A 15,879-nucleotide genomic window follows, 5' to 3' on the forward strand; every position below is an offset into this window, starting at 1 on the left:
CCGGCTCCAGACGACCGCCACAGCGACCACGGCGAAGCACACCCGAGGCCCAGCCCGGACCCGGAGGCCAAACCCCAGAGCGCGGAGCCCCCCACAGGTCTAGCTCAGTGATTAACTACTTCCGCAGCTGCAGCAGGGCCTTGTATGCGCGTTCGTACTTTTGGATATCGCCGGCGCCCATGAAGACGACAACTGCGTCCTTGTATTCGAGCAGTGGTTCCATGTTGTCGAGCTTGATGACCGTGCCGCCGTGGCTAATCTTCGCGCCCAGATCTTCGGAACTGACGCTCCCGCTTTGTTCACGCGCGGAACTGAAGATGTCGGTCAGGAAAACAACATCGGCCTTGTTCAGACTTTCGGCGAATTCATCGAGGTACGCAATCGTCCGGCTGTAGGTGTGTGGCTGGAATACCGCGATAATCTGCTTGTCTGGGTATTTCTGCCGCGCAGCATCAAGCGTTGCGTCAATTTCACTTGGGTGGTGCGCGTAGTCATCAACAATGGTCATGTCAGCAACCTTCGTCTCGGAGAAACGCCGCTTAACCCCATCAAAGGTGGCCAGTTCCTTAGCAATCAGCTCTGGTTGGAGCTTTTCGGCGTAGGCAACTGCGACCACGGCCAGGGCGTTCAGCACACTGTGTTCCCCGAAGAGTGGCACCATGAAGTGGCCAATCAGTTCGTCGTGGAAGTAGGCGTCAAATTCAGACCCCTTCGTGTTGCGCACGACGTTCTTCGCGATGAAGTCATCCTTGTCCCCGGTACCGTAGTAGTAAACTGGGACGTCAACCTTGAGTTTACGCAACCATGGGTCATCGCCCCATGCGAAAATGGCCTTTTTAACCTGCTTTGCTTCGGTTTCGAAGGCATCGTACACATCTTCAATTCCGGTGTAGTAATCAGGGTGGTCAAAATCGATGTTGGTCATGATGATGTAATCGGGACTGTAAGCCAGGAAGTGACGGCGATATTCATCAGCCTCAAACACGAAGAACTGGGAATCAGGTTCACCCTTCCCGCTACCATCACCAATCAGGTAACTCGTCTTCGCTACGCCGCCAAGCGTGTGGGACAGCAGTCCCGTTGTGCTGGTCTTGCCGTGCGCGCCCGCAACACCAATGCTCGTGTAGTTTTGGATCAGCTTACCCAAGTATTCGTGGTAACGGTAAATCGTCAGGCCAAGTTCCTTTGCCCGAACGATTTCTGGGTGTTCGTCAGTAAAACTGTTACCGGCAATAATTGTGTAACCAGGCTTAATGTTGTCAGCAGAAAATGGCAGTGTTTCAATGTTTGCCTGTTCCAATCCACGCTGAGTGAAGGTGTACTGGGTAATGTCGCTCCCAAGAACCTTGTGCCCCAAATCGTGCAAGATGAGCGCGAGTGCACTCATCCCTGAACCCTTAATCCCGATAAAATAGTCAATTTCTTCAGTCATAAACCAATTCCTCTTTCTAGTGGTGCCCTTTTTGCCCAGTCTGGCTGGACTTGAACTGTGCGTACGCTTGGTGGATATTCAGGCGATTAGGCCGTGTTCCGCCACGGAGCAGCCGCTGCACATTTCGTTTTTGACCAACAGGCTTCTTCTTGGTTGATGCACCCTGTCGGGATTGAATTCTACCCCGCTCAGCCAATTCGGTCAACGTTGCGGGGATATGTTCTGTCTCCTCCGCGTCCGCAGCTTCAGCCAAAATATCGTCCGCAACTACTGGCGCGTCGACGATTTCCGGTGTCGCAGCGGAACCATCTACCTGCTTTTGTCTGCCGCCGCGCTTCGTTGCTGCATCACTTTTGGTCGCTGGTGCTGTCAACGATTCAGTCGCTTCTGGTCGCGCCGCAGCTTGCTCAACGCTTTGGGTGCTAGCAGAATCCGCAAACGGAACATCTGCATCCGCATCCGTTGCCAGCAGGTACACCGCGGCATCATCCCGCGCCATGCGGGCCCGCAACTTGCGGTAATCAATTGCCGGCTTAACCCGCCGCGGAGCGTAACTTGGCGGTGTCACAAACTGGGACATCGGGTCAACTGAATGGTATGTTGGTTCAGATTCCGAAGTCTTGGGCCGCGGGGCAGAACTTTTTGGTGCTGGTACCGCACTTTTGTTATCGTCAGTGCGAAAAACGGGGCCATCATAACGCTCCATTTACTGCAACTCCCCTCGCTTAGTCTTGGTTACTATGATAGCACATTCAGCCGAAAGTTCGAGGCTTAGAGCAGGTTTGGCCGACCAAAATAAAAGCCCTGCATTGCAAACGCATGTGCCTGCGTGGCGGCTTCCACGTCGGTGTTCCGTTCGACGTCAGTGACAATCAGTTTCAGGTTGTGCTGCTGCGCGATGCTTGACCACAACCGAATGCGCTGCGTCACCACGAGATTGTCGTCACGGTTCGGGATAACCTCGAGTGTCAGCTTCAATCCATCAACGTAATCAAACAGCGGCGCAACCACCTTTTGACTGCCATCACCGCCAAGTCGGTCCAGCACGATGTGGATACCGGCGTGATGAAGACGGCGACTAATCGGAATGAAATCGGTGAGCGGCAGACCCTGCTCTAATTCGACGGTTAACGCCTGCAGTCGCTGGCTCTTGTCCTTGAAGTCAATGAGCATGTCCACCACTGCAGAATTGGCCAGTTCGGTTGCGGTCAGGTTCACGTTCAGCGACGGCCAACTGCTGGTTTCCACACCGCGGGCGAGAATGCTGCGCAGTGATTGAACGTCTGGGCGAAAATCAACGTTGTGGCGCCACCGGTCAAAATCGTGATCGAAGTACTGGGTGCGAATTTCCGCCCCGGCAACACTGCCGTCTTCCACGCAGAGGATTGGCTGAACGTAAAACGCGTACGTAGCAATCATCGTCCGGTCCCGGCGCCGCTTGCTTGAATGTCCGGCAACGGTGAGCGTGTCCCGACCGTTGCGCTTGCTACGGTACAAATTATCATCGGCACGCTTGTACGTATCATCAATGCTGCGGTCGGATGGCATCACGGAGGTCACCCCGACGGAAATGGTAACTTCAATGCGTTGTTTGTGGAAAATAAACGGGTTGTTGCGCACCGCGCCCATGCACGCCTCAACAACCGGAACCACCTCACCGGGGGTGTTACCGGGAAAGACGATGTTGAACTCCTCGCCGCCGGTCCGATACAACTGATAAGGCAATCCCTTTTTCGCCAGAATTTCGTCCAGCAGCGAAGCCACCCCCACAAGCACGGCATTTCCCGCCAAGTGGCCGTAGTGATCATTTACCTGCTTGAACCGGTCGATATCGAGGGCGGCGAGCGTCAGCGGCGTTTCACTTGCGCGGGCGGCCGCAAAGTAGTCACTGACTTCACGCTGATACATTGAGTACGTTTTTGCGTTCGTCAACGTGTCCACGTTTGCCAGCCGCGTCATGGTCCGCCTTTGCACCTCTTCCCGGTGCAGCGCCGCACTGTAAATATAGGCGAGCGCGTCCATAATCAGAAACATCCCGATGGCAAAAAGCCGTTTAGCATAATCTAGATTAACCGCGCCAATGTGCCCGGGAACCGTCAGCCAAAACGCGGTCCCAATGGTCACCTGCACCGCCATGAACGCACCGAACTGGTAATGCACGGTATCGTGTTGCCACCAAATAATCGGCAGCACCAACACCAGCACGAGCAGCGACACCATAAACCCGCCATCGTTCCAGTTGCCCTGGTGGTAAGCAAACCAAACCAGTACCACGCCCAAATTGCGCAGTAGGTATTCAACATTCGTCACCCCATCATCAAATAATTGGTAGGTGACGACAAACAAAGCGACAACGTTAAAAATGGGCGCAATTCGGCCGGCGTGAGCATCAAAGGCCATGAGCGTGGTCACGACCATCGTGAGCGCAACCACCGCGGCACGCCAAATAAAGCGGTAGGTGGCACTTTTCAGCGTCTGCCCCCGATGCCAAGCATATGTATAGACTGCGACAAAACCCGCAGTGAAGAAAAAGGCCACCATCGCTTCAGTGACCGAAATGTCCCATAACGCACTCCCTGAAACCATAAAAATTCCCCCACAGATTCCGTGAGCAGTTCCCCGGCCGCCCACAAATAATCTTATAAGGACCAATTTAGCACATTTGAAAACGCTTTTCATTATAATTAATGGTTCCGATTACATTTCGATGAACTGTTGTTGCCCAATCAATAACATCCGTCCCACGCAACGCTAGACTGGCGCCCCATTAGCTGCCAAAACATAACAATTTGCCTCATCCCAGAAGTCTGGCAAAATAAATAGCGCCGAAAGTCGTCAACCCCACTGTCACTGTCCGGCAGCGTCAGCTCTTGGTCTAGGTATACCAGTGGGGGCTCCGCGTTGTGGGGTTCGGCCTCCGGGTCCGGGCTGGGCCTCGGGTGTGCTTCGCCGTGGTCGCTGTGGCGGTCGTCTGGAGCCGGAAAAGCGCCGTCTCCAGACTAAAAATTTAGCTTTGCATCGTCGCAACCTGAGTCCAACTCGTACGATGTTTGGTATGTGATCGAAGTCTCTATCTCATGCCTAAATCCTGACGGCTCCTCACACAAATCTAAATTTTTCCCTCAGTAAAACCTGAGATGCCTAGCAAAACCCGCCAGTCATCCCAGGTTTTACTGTTGCCACAGCTGGGCAGCACACCCGAAGCCCAGCCCGGATCCTCCGGCCAAACCCCACAACGCTCCGCTCGATAATAGTCAACAGCTCAGTCATTTTCGGGTACTGAACAGCGGTGGACTAGCCACTCGAGGGTGAAATGCTTTCTGTTCTGTAAAAGCCTCGGTAAGACTTTCTTTTAACCGGGTTGTAGCGACTGGGAGGGGCCGGTGCGCGTGTAGCGCGGCTGGGATTTTCCTGTGAAAGCTATGGTGAGAGAAGACCAATGCGGTTTTTGCATTGGGCTTCTCCACACCATAGCCGGCAAAAATTAAGACCCGCTAGGAAGAGCAAAGCTTTCCAACAGGTCTTAACAATACATATTAAGTTTGTAACCCGAAGAACGGGCATGCGGGGCTCAATTTTTAGGTTGAAGACCCCGAACTTGGGGCTTCAACCGGCCGCACGGAAAATCCCAGCCGCACGGAACGCGCACCGGCCCCGCCCAGTCGCGGTCCCTATACCACTCAGTACCTACTACCACCGAAACTACTTAGCCAAGAAGGAAGCGGCCTTGTCGAAGTCGAACGGTGTCCCAGCAGGAACGGAATCTGGCAGAACCAGGATCCCACGCTTCTGGGGTGCGTTCGGCAGAGCCAGCTCGCGGGCGGAGCAGAGCATCCCATAGCTATCAACCCCGCGCAAAGCACCAGGCCAGATAATCTTCCCGTCTGGCATCATTGCGCCAGGAAGTGCCGCAACAACGTGCTGACCGAGCGCTGCGTTTGGTGCGCCGCAGATAATCTGCTTCGTGTAGCCGCCGAGATCAACCTGCGTCACGTGCAGGTGGTCAGAATCGGGGTGGGCAACAAATTCAGTCACTACCCCGATAACAAACTTCGGCGTTGCGTCTGCTTCAAGCTGTTCCGCAAATCCGGCAGCAGCAAGAGCCCCGTTCAACTTGGCCACCTGCTCTGCGTCCAAAAAGACTTGGCCGCGAGCGCTGATTTCGCCAAGCACCTTGCTGACGTTATAGAAGTTAACGCCGAGCAACTGACCAGAGGCACCCGTGATAACAACCACATCACCAGTTTGCTTGCTGGTCTGCTTATCCTCATCCTGTGCAACAACTGCAATAAGCGTGTCTCCAAGAGCATCTGGGTTGTAACTAGTAATCAACATTTTGTCGAACAATCCTTTCATAAATAACAAATTGCGTGTGCCTAATATTTTAATACACACGCAAAGGTTCCAATTTGAGCTCGATTCGGTATACTACATAATGAAACGAGGCGAGTATATGCAAAAATCAAAAGTAGCAGCGTACGCAATCACAGCGACCGCCGCAGTCATTGCCGGCGCGTGCTTAACCCGCGCGAAGTTGGTCCACGCCGCGAACATGCGCAAGGCATTAGCCACGGCCAAGGCCCAGACAAGCCACCCCGTTTTGGGGAGCTTTCTTGATCACACACCCGTTTTCGGTAGCGACGGAATTGCCCACTACAACGGCGGCGTCATCATCAACCGGGACGGTAAACGTGCGATTCTGCCCTTCCAGTACATCGAGGCGACCAACCAGATCAAGCGAACAATCAGTGCCACTAATTTTGACTAATAATGCCCCACCCGGTCCTGTGCGAATGCACGGGGCCTTTTTTTAATACCGGGCAACCAGCTGATAGATGCGGCCGCCGCGGCTACTAAATTTGTGTTCGTACTCGGTCTCGATGTTGTCAACCACCCGCGCGTCGTTGTGCAGGTCAAGGCTCACCATGTCGAACTTCATCCCGTAGTTGTTCATGCTAACGAGGGAATATTCGAACAAACCCTGATTATCGGTCTTAAACTGCAAGACCCCATCCTTGTGCATGATTGCCTTGTACTGGTCCAAGAACGACTTGTACGTCAGGCGGCGTTTTTCATGCCGCGTCTTAGGCCACGGATCGGAGAAGTTCAGGTAGACCCCCGTCACTTCTGCGGGTGCAAAGTACTCGGTCAAATTGGCGCCGTCACCAAGAATCAGCTGCAGGTTAGGCAATTCTAGCTCAACCTGTTTGCGCAGGACGTACGCAATGGCAACTTCCTGTAGTTCAAGCGCGATAAAGTTCAGTTCTGGGTGGGCAGCCGCCATTTCGGTAATGAACTTGCCCTTACCCGAACCCACTTCCAGCATCAGTGGCTGGTTCTGGGCAAAACGTTCCTGCCATTTGCCCTGCATCCCCAACGGTGTCACGGTAATCATGTCTGGGTGCGCCTCAATAAGTGGCTTTGCCCACGATTTATTTCGAAGTCTCATCAATATCTCCTAAACGATTCAGACCGCAACGCCCGAATCCGTTTTGATTTGCGGTTTACCGCTTCTGTTTAATTTCGTCAGTCCAGCTTACTAATATATAGGAAATGTCTGCAAAACGCAACCAGCCTAGTCCGCAATCCGCCTGGTCAAATACCCCCGTACCAGCACCGGCACAAAGATGCAGCCTAATAACAATGCGGCCGCGCTCATCAGTTCCGGCACGTGCACGATTGCCGTTAAGCCCAGAAGAACAGCCTGCACCAGCAATACAATCGTGACGAGTTTCGACCACGCCTGTTTGCGCAAGGCCGGATCAACTGGATAAATGTGGGTGAAAACGACGTCGCGGTACCGCGTGGCCAGCGGCAGCAGCTGGTAGCCCAGCAGGTAGCTAAAGCCCGCATTCACGAGCAGCGCTAGCCACCAGGTTGGACACAGCCAGGTCGCAATCATCCCGACGATTATCAGCCGCACGCACAACCCGAAGTATTCCTGACTTCGCAGCAAGCCGCGCACCAGCAGGTACATCCAGGTGTTGCCCTGAACGGGACGCACCTTGTTCACCAAAAAATCCAGGTACAGACGCCGGCGCACGCCCCCACCAAGGCCCGGCACGTCGGTAAACAGGTTGTAGAACCGGTAAATGGTTGCCATGCGGGCTCCTTCGCGTTTAATGGCCGTCAGCAGATCCAGTTGCGCCCGATTACGCGCGGCAACGGTTCTGTACGTCACCCCAGCGGCCAGAATCACCCCAAGCAGTGCTACCGGCAGAAACCACGTGGTCAGCCCGAGAAGGACAATGACAAAATCCCCGGCAACAAGCCACACGCGCACGCGTGACCAGCGGGGAACGAAGATGCTGGTGAGTTGCACCGACATGTTCGCGTACGCAACCGTGAGCTGCAGAATAATTAATGCCACCATGAGGGCGACGTTCGGATTACCGCCAACCGTCATGAGGGGCCAGACGGCGATGCTGACGGCCAGTTGCACAACTGCCGGCAACATCATGCTGTAACGCCGGGCTTGGTTCAAATAGCCCCGCATCTTACCCGCTTGCGGCAAGAGGAAGGTGGCGTCCGCGGGCACAAACAGGGTTGCCAGCCGGCCGAGGGGAATGGTCGCCGCACAAATTAGCGCGACAACCGGGCTCACCCAGATGGGCCGACCAACGATGCCCCGAACGAAATTGCTGTAGGCATAGAGTAACGCCCCAAACATGACGAGCAGGACTAGTACAAAATGATCATTGAACACGCGCTGCAGATACTTTGCCTGGTTTTTCTGGTGGCGCCGCAGCCGTGTTTGCCACAGCTTATCCATTAGCGCCCCTCCTCGCCCGTCATGGCCATGTAAATATCGTCAAGACTGGCATCCGCAATGTGTAACTTCGCGCGCAACTCATCCAGCGTGCCGGTTGCCTTCACCTGACCGTCGCCCAGCAGCACGAAGGAATCCGCCGCCGTTTCGGCCGTAGCGAGGACGTGGGTGGACATCAGTACACTCGCCCCCTCCGCCTTTTTGACCCGCACTAAATCAAGTAGGTCGTGAATGGCAAGGGGGTCCAGCCCGGTGAACGGTTCATCGATAATGAACAACTTGGCGTGGGTCATGAACGCGGAGGCAATCATCACCTTCTGATTCATCCCCTTTGAGAAGTTATCCGGGAACCAGTTCAGCTTGTTTTGGAGCCGGAATTTTTCTAGCATCGGCTCCAGATCCGCCAACGCCTGCTTCTGGTCAAGACCGTACGCCATCATGGTCAGTTCCAGGTGTTCGCGCAGCGTCAGGTCGGGGTACAGTACCGGCGTTTCCGGCACATAGGCCAAATTCTGCCGATAAGTATTCTCGTCCGAAGCCAGCGTCACGCCACCGACCTTGATGCTGCCGGACCGCGGCTTTAAGAGCCCAATAATGTGTTTGATTGTGGTGGATTTACCCGCACCATTCAGGCCAATTAACCCCACAACCTGGCCGTCCGGGACGGAAAAAGTCACATCGTGCAGAACTGGCACCTGCCCGTAACCACCGGACAGCGCGTTAATTTCTAAACTCATATTTTTACTTCCCATCATTAAACCGTGCACTTGGCGCGAAAAATCAGGCGCATAGACGGTTTCCGCAGTTTTTTAATACCTAGAATATGATACCATAATGACAGAACAAAGCAGATGCTGAAAGGGGCTTACAATCTATGACTGACTGTATTTTTTGTAAAATTATTGCGGGTGAAATTCCCAGCACGACGATTTATGAAGACGACGAGGTCAAGGCATTCCTCGACCTGTCCCAAGCAACCCCAGGCCACACGCTTCTAGTGCCCAAGAAGCACGTTAAGGATATCTTTGCCTACGACGCCGACATGGCAAGTCGCGTGTTCGCCCGCCTGCCCAAGATTGCCCGCGCAATCAAGGCCAGTGACCCGGCAATTACCGGCATGAACATCATCAACAACAACGGTGAAGTTGCTTACCAAAGTGTGTTCCATTCCCACATTCACCTGATTCCTCGCTACTCGGATGCTGATGACTTCTCCATTCACTTCGGCGACCACTCCGACCAGTCTACGCCGGAAAGTCTGGAAAAAGTGGCGGCCAAGATTCGCGCCGCCCTGGAGGATTAATCATGGCAGGATTTCTGCGTGGAGTATTAACCGGAGCGCTCGCCGGGACAATCTTTGCCCTCGCAACCAGCGCCAAAACCGGCAAGCAGCACCAAGCTGACCTGAAAAACTGGGTGAGCGGCACCAAGGCCGACGTTGACCACCTGCAGCGGGCCAGCGCCAACTTCAAGAACGCCGCGGCACGGCTTCAGGAAACCATCCCGACCAACCTCGAACCCGCACTAGACGGCATCAACACCGCGGTCGAACACTTCAAGTTCAAGTCGGCGCCCCATGTTGCGAAGATTCAGGAAAGCCTGGCCCACATTAGTGCGGCGATGCCAGAGGATTTGGCAGCAACAAAGACAACTACCCCCGCACCTGACGCTCCGGCTGTCGGACCAGATTCCGAGTCAGAAACGGCCGCTAAGTAATTAAACAAAGCGGACAAAGCGCTGCCTTCAGTATGTTTTCGAGCAGTTTTTCGCTGTATAACAATAGATTGCCGCGCTTTGAAATATTGAAGGAAGTTTGAAAGTTGTGTGAATTAACACATCACTGCGCTAGATGTGTTATATTAGACACCAGATTCGCAATGCGAAAAAATTAGATTAGGATGTGTCAAAATGAAGAAATGGATCTTGGGCTTCACTGGCCTCGCCGTTGCGGTACTCCTTGCTGGGTGCTCCAGTTCAACGGTTGCCAGCATGAAGGGCGAGAAGATTACGCAGAAGGAATACTACGACGCAATGAAGAAGAGTTCTGCAGGTCAACAAGAACTGCGGAGTCTCATCGTTGCGAAGGCTTTGGACCAGCAATATGGGAAAAAGGTTTCTGACGCTAAGGTGAAGAAACAGTTCAACAGCGTTAAGTCGCAATACGGTTCCTCATTTGACTCCACGCTGACCCAGAACGGTTACACTGAATCCTCCTTCAAGGATCAGATTCGGACCTCCCTGCTTTCTGAAGTTGCGCTGAAGGACCTTAAGAAGCCAACCAACGCTCAGCTGAAGAAGCAGTACAAGTCTTACGAACCAAAAGTTCAGGTTCAGCACATCTTGGTAAAGACCAAGGCAGAAGCACAGAAGATTATCGACCAGCTCTCCAAGAAGAACACGACGGCAAACTTCAGCAGCCTGGCAAAGAAGAACTCAACTGACACCGGGACGAAGAACGATGGCGGGAAGCTGCCAGCATTCGACAACACCGACACGACGCTTGACAGCACCTTCAAGAAGGCTGCCTTCAAGCTCAAGCAGGGCACATACACCACGACCCCAGTCAAGACTTCGTACGGTTACCACGTTATCCGCATGATCAAGAACCCTGGTAAGGGCAAGATTACGGACAAGGACGTTAAGGCAGCTTTGACCAAGCAGCTTTACACCACATGGGAATCCGATACCACCGTTATGAACGGAATCATCAAGAAGGTTCTCACCAAGGCTGACGTTAAGATTAAGGACGACGACCTGAAGGATGTGCTTTCCACATACCTCGGCTCCAGCTCTAACTCTTCCAGCGCAACCACATCTTCCAAGTAATCAACAAAAAAGTTTCGGCCAGTGATGGTCGAAACTTTTTTTGTGGTCACAACTGGTTACGATTCCGCTGCGCGTGGTTCGATCGACCAGATTTGGCTTACTTATTGCTAATTTGTCAAAAAAATCACAAGGTTCAGGAACAGCTGTCCGCCCTTTGTGAGCATAAGGCTAAAAGTAAAATAGCTAAAGTGTATGCTTATCCGCAAAATTTAAAAATATTTATGATTTTGCAAAAGATGCAAAAGTTTCTATACAATATTGAGAATCGAATTTAATCGCTTCTGCTATATTAAAGACATGGAGCGACGAAACCGAGTTTCATCCCGTTATCACACTCCCAACAGATACATCCCCCTTATTGCCATCACTGCCCGGTGATGGCTTTTTTGTGCCAATTTTTGGTTGAAATAACAAAAAATACGCCGTTTTTGAATCGGTCATAACGAATATAAATCTTATGGCGTCAATATGCTAGTCGTGATTAACCGTATGAACTAAATCCGCCGCACACAAAAACCGGCGCAGTGGCCGGCTTTTGTGTAATCCTTATTTTTTGGTGTAGTGCTGCAGCTTGGCTGGCTTGTAGAACCGGCGATTGTCCATCCCGAACAAGCGCTCCGAGAATTCACCCGGTTGCGTGTGGGCCAGGGCGTTGGTCATCATGTTAATTGACGCATCCAGCTCGTCGAGGTCGTGCAGAATTTCGGCTTCAAGAATCTCTGGGCGCACTGGCGAGCCATATTCGAGCAGGCCGTGGTGGGCCAGAACCATGTGCCGGAGCATCATCACGTCTTCATCGCCAGGATCAATCGACAAAGCGTCGCAGGCCTTAACGATTTCCTCATCAATCAGCACGATGTGGCCGATTAGATTCCCCTCAATCGTGTACTCCGTGGAGGCCGCGCCACTAAGCTCAATGGTCTTCCCCATGTCGTGCAGAATTGCGCCGGCGTACAGCAGGGAAGTGTTAATCCCTGGGTACTGTTCACCAATGTGCTTGGCCAGACGCAAAATGCTCAACGTGTGGAACGCCAGACCACCTTCCGTTGCGTGGTGGTTAGACTTCGCGGCCGGGTAGCTGAAGAACTGGTTGTGGTGATTGTTCATAATCCGGCGCACAATCCGGTTCCAGTTTGGGTTCAGAATATCGAAGACGAAGGTGCCGATTTCTTCTTCCATCGTGCTGGCCGCTTCCGGAGCGCGTTCCATGAATGCCTTCGGGTCCGCGCCCTCTTCCTGAGTCGCAAGACGGAGATTATATATCTTCACTTGCGGACTGTCGTGGTACACCTCACGCTTACCGTTAAGCTGAACCACCATTCCTGGCTTGAACTGGGCAATTGCGTCCGCGGACGCGTCCCACATCATGCCCGTGATGTGGCCAGACTTATCCTGGAACACAAAGGCAATAAACTTCTTGCCATTTTTCGCCAACCGAACATCGGCGGACTTGATTAATACCGGTAATTTGATGTCGTCACCATTTTGGTAATCGAACAAACGCTTTGGCATAGCGGCTTTTCCCCCACTTCTCTAGTAACTTCTATTTTACCCCAAACCTTGCCGCAACGGAAACATAATAATAACGGGGCGAAAGCAGGTGATTACCCTGTTTTCGCCCCGCGATGGGTTCAACGAATGAAAATGGCAATGTCTGGCTTCAACTAGACATTGCTGCCCTGCCGATTCTGGTGCCGCGCAATTGCGGGCAGAATCAATCCCAGTGCAATGAGGACAATTGGGGTGATGACGTTCAGGATGAACTGGAACCACCACGAACCAGGGTTGGCGCCGTAATCAAGCTTGGGCACCATACCCATGATGCAGGCAAACGCGGTGAAGAGGAAACACCAGCCACCCACAATCATGCCGGCCGTTTTGTTCTTCAGGAACATGTACTCTGAGTGGTACCGGTCCATGTGCTTGCTCAGCAGGAAGAAGGCTAGGAAAACCCACAGGTAACGCAGTGGCATCACAATTGAGTTCAGGTTGAGCAGCCACTTGTAGAGTTCATTCATGCTGCCAATACCGAGTGCGGGCACGATAATCAAAATCCCAACCAGAATCCCGGTCAGGTAGTAACCATTGATTGGCGTGCCATGCTTGTTGACCTTGGTCAGGCCCTTAGGAATGAATTCCTTGTCGGCATCACCAAGCATAATCTTAAGTGGTGCGTCAATGGAAAAGGCCAGCGCCGAAATCTGCGCCATCGTATTGGCAATCGCGTACAGAATCACGAACACGGGACCAACGTGGTAGAAGCCGCCCAATTTGGCGAACGCCTCGTACGCCCCGTTTGCCATCAGGTCTTGCGGAATATTATTGCTGTTGAAGAGCATGCCCATCCCGAACGAACCAAGGATGGCACACAGCGCAACCATGCCGGCGAGACACAACATGCCCAGTGGGAATTCCTTCGCCGCGTTCTTCGTGTTGTTAACGTACGGCGAAATCTTTTCCGCACCCCCAACCGCAAACACCAGCATCGAAATCGTGGTGAAGTAATTGAAGTTCATCTTCGGCAGATAAGTACTGAGTTTGCCCATATCCGGCGTGGCCACGTGGGCACCCTTGGTCATGAGTGGCGCCGATACTGCTAGAATAATGAACAAAATGGACATAATAAACATGGCGGTACCAGCAATACTCCCAATGCGGTTAAGGGTGGTAAGTCCACGCGCGGCGACCCACAGGAAGATCAGGAACAGTGCCAAACAAATAAGCGAGACCGTCATTGAGGACACGGTGTTGACGAACGAGCCGTTCCCCTTGAACAACCAGCTGAGGGCAATTAGTATCCCCTGCGGCTTTTGCGCGAGGTACGGAACGTGGACAACCCAGTACGTCCACGCCGCATAGTACGCTAACCGCTTGGTGCTTGTGTGTTTAATCCATGAGGAAACCCCACCACTAGCATCCTTAAATGTTGATCCAAGCTGTCCAACAATTAATGCATAAGGGACGAAATACAGAATCATAATCAGAATCCACGAGGTAATTACTGATAATCCTTGCTGTGCATAGTTATTGACGACGTTGCCAAGCCCCCAAACCGCGACAAAGGCGATGAGGGCAACGTTGTACCACCGAAGTTGCTTAGCACGATCAGCCATAAGTATCCCTTCTTTCTTTGAAAAATCAGGCCCGACTAATGGTGACAATTACATCCACCCATCAGGTCCGGGCAAGCGCTATCATTTCTTAATTTAATCATACCAAGTTGCCCCACCCTAATGCACATACAATGTGGCAAAAATGTGCAAATTGAGACAAAAAGGTTGGCATAAGCAACTTTAAATACTGTGAATCAAGAACGCGATTGCAGCAGTAGCGGTAATTGTGGGCAAATAAAAAAGCACCACAAATGTGTTGGAAATTCCTTTCCGTCACACTTATGGTGCTCCTTTTATAATTTTTGCAAATAGGTTGAGGCCTACTTGCCTTCTTTGTCCTTACTACGAATACCCTGTGAACTGTGTTCTGGCCGGGCGAAAATCATGCGGCCGGCGTTGGTCTGCAGCGAACTCGTAACAACAACGGATAGCTGCTGGTTCATGTAGTACTGACCGTCTTCGACAACCACCATGGTCCCCTCAGGCAGGTAAGCAACCCCTTGCTGACGCTCGGTCCCGGCCTTAACGACCTTAACCGACAGCGTCTCACCCGGAAGAACCTCAGCCTTCAGCGCACTAGCCAGTTCGTTGATGTTCAGGATTGGCACATTCTGCAGCCTGCTAACTTTACCCAGGTTGTAGTCATTGGAAACAACAATCCCGTTAATTTCCTTGGCCAGCTTGAGCAACTTTCCGTCCACTTCGCGTGAGCCCTCAAAATCCCGATCAGTCATTTCCAGCCGAATGTGGATATCCTTTTGCATCTGGTTCAAAATATCCAGACCGCGACGCCCCCGTTCACGCTTCAGCGCATCAGCGGAATCCGAAATCAGCTGCAACTCATGCACAACAAAGTTCGGCACAAGCAGTGTTCCTTCAATAAAACCAGTGCGGGCCAGCGTCTGAATCCGGCCATCAATAATGACGGACGTATCCAGAATCTTGTACTTGTGAAAGTTCTCCGACAGATCCGCAACCGTGACGTCGGGCGCGTCATCGCTGACACCCTCCTTCTTCCGCGTTGCGTCATCATTTTTGCGCAATGACATAAATAACTGACGCCATTCGTGCCGACGCGTGGTCCCAACCCGAAAACCCAGATAGCCAAAGATGACCATCAGGATAACTGGGGGAACCGTTGACCAGAAACCGCTCGGAAGCTTAGAGAATAATAGCTGCGAAATCAATGTGGCAATAATAAGACCGATAATGGTCGATAAGCTACCGAACAGCAAATATGAAGTTGACTTAGTACTTAGTGACTTTTCAGCTCGTGCAATAATATCGAGAATCCAGTGAACAGTTAGTGCGGCGATGACGAGCAGGACCACTGCACCAATTATGGCATCAACAATAAAGTTGTTAATAATGTGATTGTCCGCAAGCCCGGTTAGACTCCAGACCCCTGGCAGAATACCAATTCCGGCAAACACACCAATCAAAATGAACAACCCGAACACGATTCTTCTTTTAACTCGTTCTTGCATATTTTGCCTCCTTTACAATTTATATCTCCAATTGTACCGCTTACGGGGGATTTTTTGGCCGTTCTTTTGTATGATTTTACAAAATAATAGTAATCATAAATCCAACGCGTTTACGCTGTCCGAGCATCAGTGCTTTTTACTTGGTGGGTACTGAGTGGTATAGGGGCCGCGCCTGGGCGGGGCCGGTGCGCGGTCGCCAGAAGCTGTTGGCGCTTTAGCGCCTTTACAGCTCTGGACATCGTAGTCGTGCGG

14 protein-coding genes are annotated in these 15,879 nt (G+C 52.3%); 4 read left to right on the plus strand and 10 right to left on the minus strand.

What is annotated here, in order from left to right; translation table 11 throughout:
* Positions 1–115 precede the first annotated feature (115 nt).
* The 4 genes from murC to ytpR all read right to left on the minus strand — a co-directional run bounded on the left by murC (position 116) and on the right by ytpR (position 5,767).
* On the minus strand, positions 116–1,432 hold the full coding sequence (gene murC / locus EKN00_RS10230; protein ID WP_127850144.1) for a UDP-N-acetylmuramate--L-alanine ligase: 1,317 nt from the start codon (positions 1,430–1,432) through the stop codon (positions 116–118).
* A 16-nt stretch (positions 1,433–1,448) separates the two neighbouring features.
* Positions 1,449–2,138, minus strand: a complete 690-nt coding sequence (locus EKN00_RS10235; RefSeq protein ID WP_127850145.1) for a hypothetical protein — start codon at positions 2,136–2,138, stop codon at positions 1,449–1,451.
* A gap of 65 nt (positions 2,139–2,203) precedes the next feature.
* A complete protein-coding gene (locus EKN00_RS10240; RefSeq protein ID WP_164848114.1) occupies positions 2,204–4,018 on the minus strand; it encodes a sensor domain-containing diguanylate cyclase in 1,815 nt (604 codons plus the stop codon).
* Between the two features lie 1,116 nt (positions 4,019–5,134).
* Positions 5,135–5,767 (minus strand): YtpR family tRNA-binding protein, encoded by a 633-nt coding sequence (gene ytpR, locus EKN00_RS10245; RefSeq protein WP_127850147.1) that lies wholly within the window; start codon positions 5,765–5,767, stop codon positions 5,135–5,137.
* A 118-nt stretch (positions 5,768–5,885) separates the two neighbouring features.
* On the opposite strand from ytpR, the gene EKN00_RS10250 reads away from it, so the two are divergent.
* Positions 5,886–6,200, plus strand: coding sequence for a hypothetical protein (locus EKN00_RS10250; RefSeq protein WP_127850148.1), 315 nt, complete (start codon positions 5,886–5,888; stop codon positions 6,198–6,200).
* Positions 6,201–6,242: 42 nt separating this feature from the next.
* Here EKN00_RS10250 and trmB read toward each other — a convergent pair whose 3' ends face one another.
* The 3 genes from trmB to EKN00_RS10265 all read right to left on the minus strand — a co-directional run bounded on the left by trmB (position 6,243) and on the right by EKN00_RS10265 (position 8,938).
* Complete coding sequence (gene trmB, locus EKN00_RS10255) at positions 6,243–6,881, minus strand: tRNA (guanosine(46)-N7)-methyltransferase TrmB (protein ID WP_127850149.1); 639 nt, start codon at positions 6,879–6,881, stop codon at positions 6,243–6,245.
* 126 nt (positions 6,882–7,007) lie between these two features.
* Complete coding sequence (locus tag EKN00_RS10260) at positions 7,008–8,204, minus strand: ABC transporter permease (RefSeq protein ID WP_127850150.1); 1,197 nt, start codon at positions 8,202–8,204, stop codon at positions 7,008–7,010.
* Positions 8,204–8,938: an ABC transporter ATP-binding protein gene (locus EKN00_RS10265; RefSeq protein WP_127850151.1), complete on the minus strand. Its 735-nt coding sequence runs from the start codon at positions 8,936–8,938 to the stop codon at positions 8,204–8,206. The genes EKN00_RS10260 and EKN00_RS10265 overlap by 1 nt, the downstream gene beginning before the upstream one ends.
* 137 nt (positions 8,939–9,075) lie before the next feature.
* Between EKN00_RS10265 and EKN00_RS10270 the strand changes: the two genes are divergently transcribed.
* The 3 genes from EKN00_RS10270 (at position 9,076) to EKN00_RS10280 (ending at position 11,027) form a co-directional block, all read left to right on the plus strand.
* Positions 9,076–9,504, plus strand: a complete 429-nt coding sequence (locus EKN00_RS10270) for an HIT family protein (protein WP_127850152.1) — start codon at positions 9,076–9,078, stop codon at positions 9,502–9,504.
* 2 nt (positions 9,505–9,506) lie between these two features.
* Positions 9,507–9,917, plus strand: coding sequence for a YtxH domain-containing protein (locus EKN00_RS10275; RefSeq protein ID WP_127850153.1), 411 nt, complete (start codon positions 9,507–9,509; stop codon positions 9,915–9,917).
* 192 nt (positions 9,918–10,109) lie between these two features.
* The gene (locus EKN00_RS10280) at positions 10,110–11,027 is read left to right on the plus strand and encodes a peptidylprolyl isomerase (protein ID WP_127850154.1); all 918 of its coding nucleotides are present in this window, start codon (positions 10,110–10,112) and stop codon (positions 11,025–11,027) included.
* Positions 11,028–11,573: 546 nt separating this feature from the next.
* On the opposite strand, the gene EKN00_RS10285 is transcribed toward EKN00_RS10280, so the two are convergent.
* The 3 genes from EKN00_RS10285 to EKN00_RS10295 form a co-directional block, all read right to left on the minus strand.
* Complete coding sequence (locus tag EKN00_RS10285; RefSeq protein ID WP_127850155.1) at positions 11,574–12,539, minus strand: 3'-5' exoribonuclease YhaM family protein; 966 nt, start codon at positions 12,537–12,539, stop codon at positions 11,574–11,576.
* A 152-nt stretch (positions 12,540–12,691) separates the two neighbouring features.
* Positions 12,692–14,140 carry an amino acid permease gene (locus EKN00_RS10290; RefSeq protein WP_127850156.1) on the minus strand — a complete coding sequence of 483 codons (1,449 nt, stop codon included), beginning with the start codon at positions 14,138–14,140 and terminating at the stop codon, positions 12,692–12,694.
* 320 nt (positions 14,141–14,460) lie between these two features.
* Positions 14,461–15,627, minus strand: coding sequence for a PIN/TRAM domain-containing protein (locus EKN00_RS10295; RefSeq protein WP_127850157.1), 1,167 nt, complete (start codon positions 15,625–15,627; stop codon positions 14,461–14,463).
* Positions 15,628–15,879: the final 252 nt, after the last annotated feature.

The sequence above is a fragment of the Lacticaseibacillus hulanensis genome (assembly GCF_004010095.1).
In the GTDB taxonomy this organism is placed as follows: domain Bacteria; phylum Bacillota; class Bacilli; order Lactobacillales; family Lactobacillaceae; genus Lacticaseibacillus; species Lacticaseibacillus hulanensis.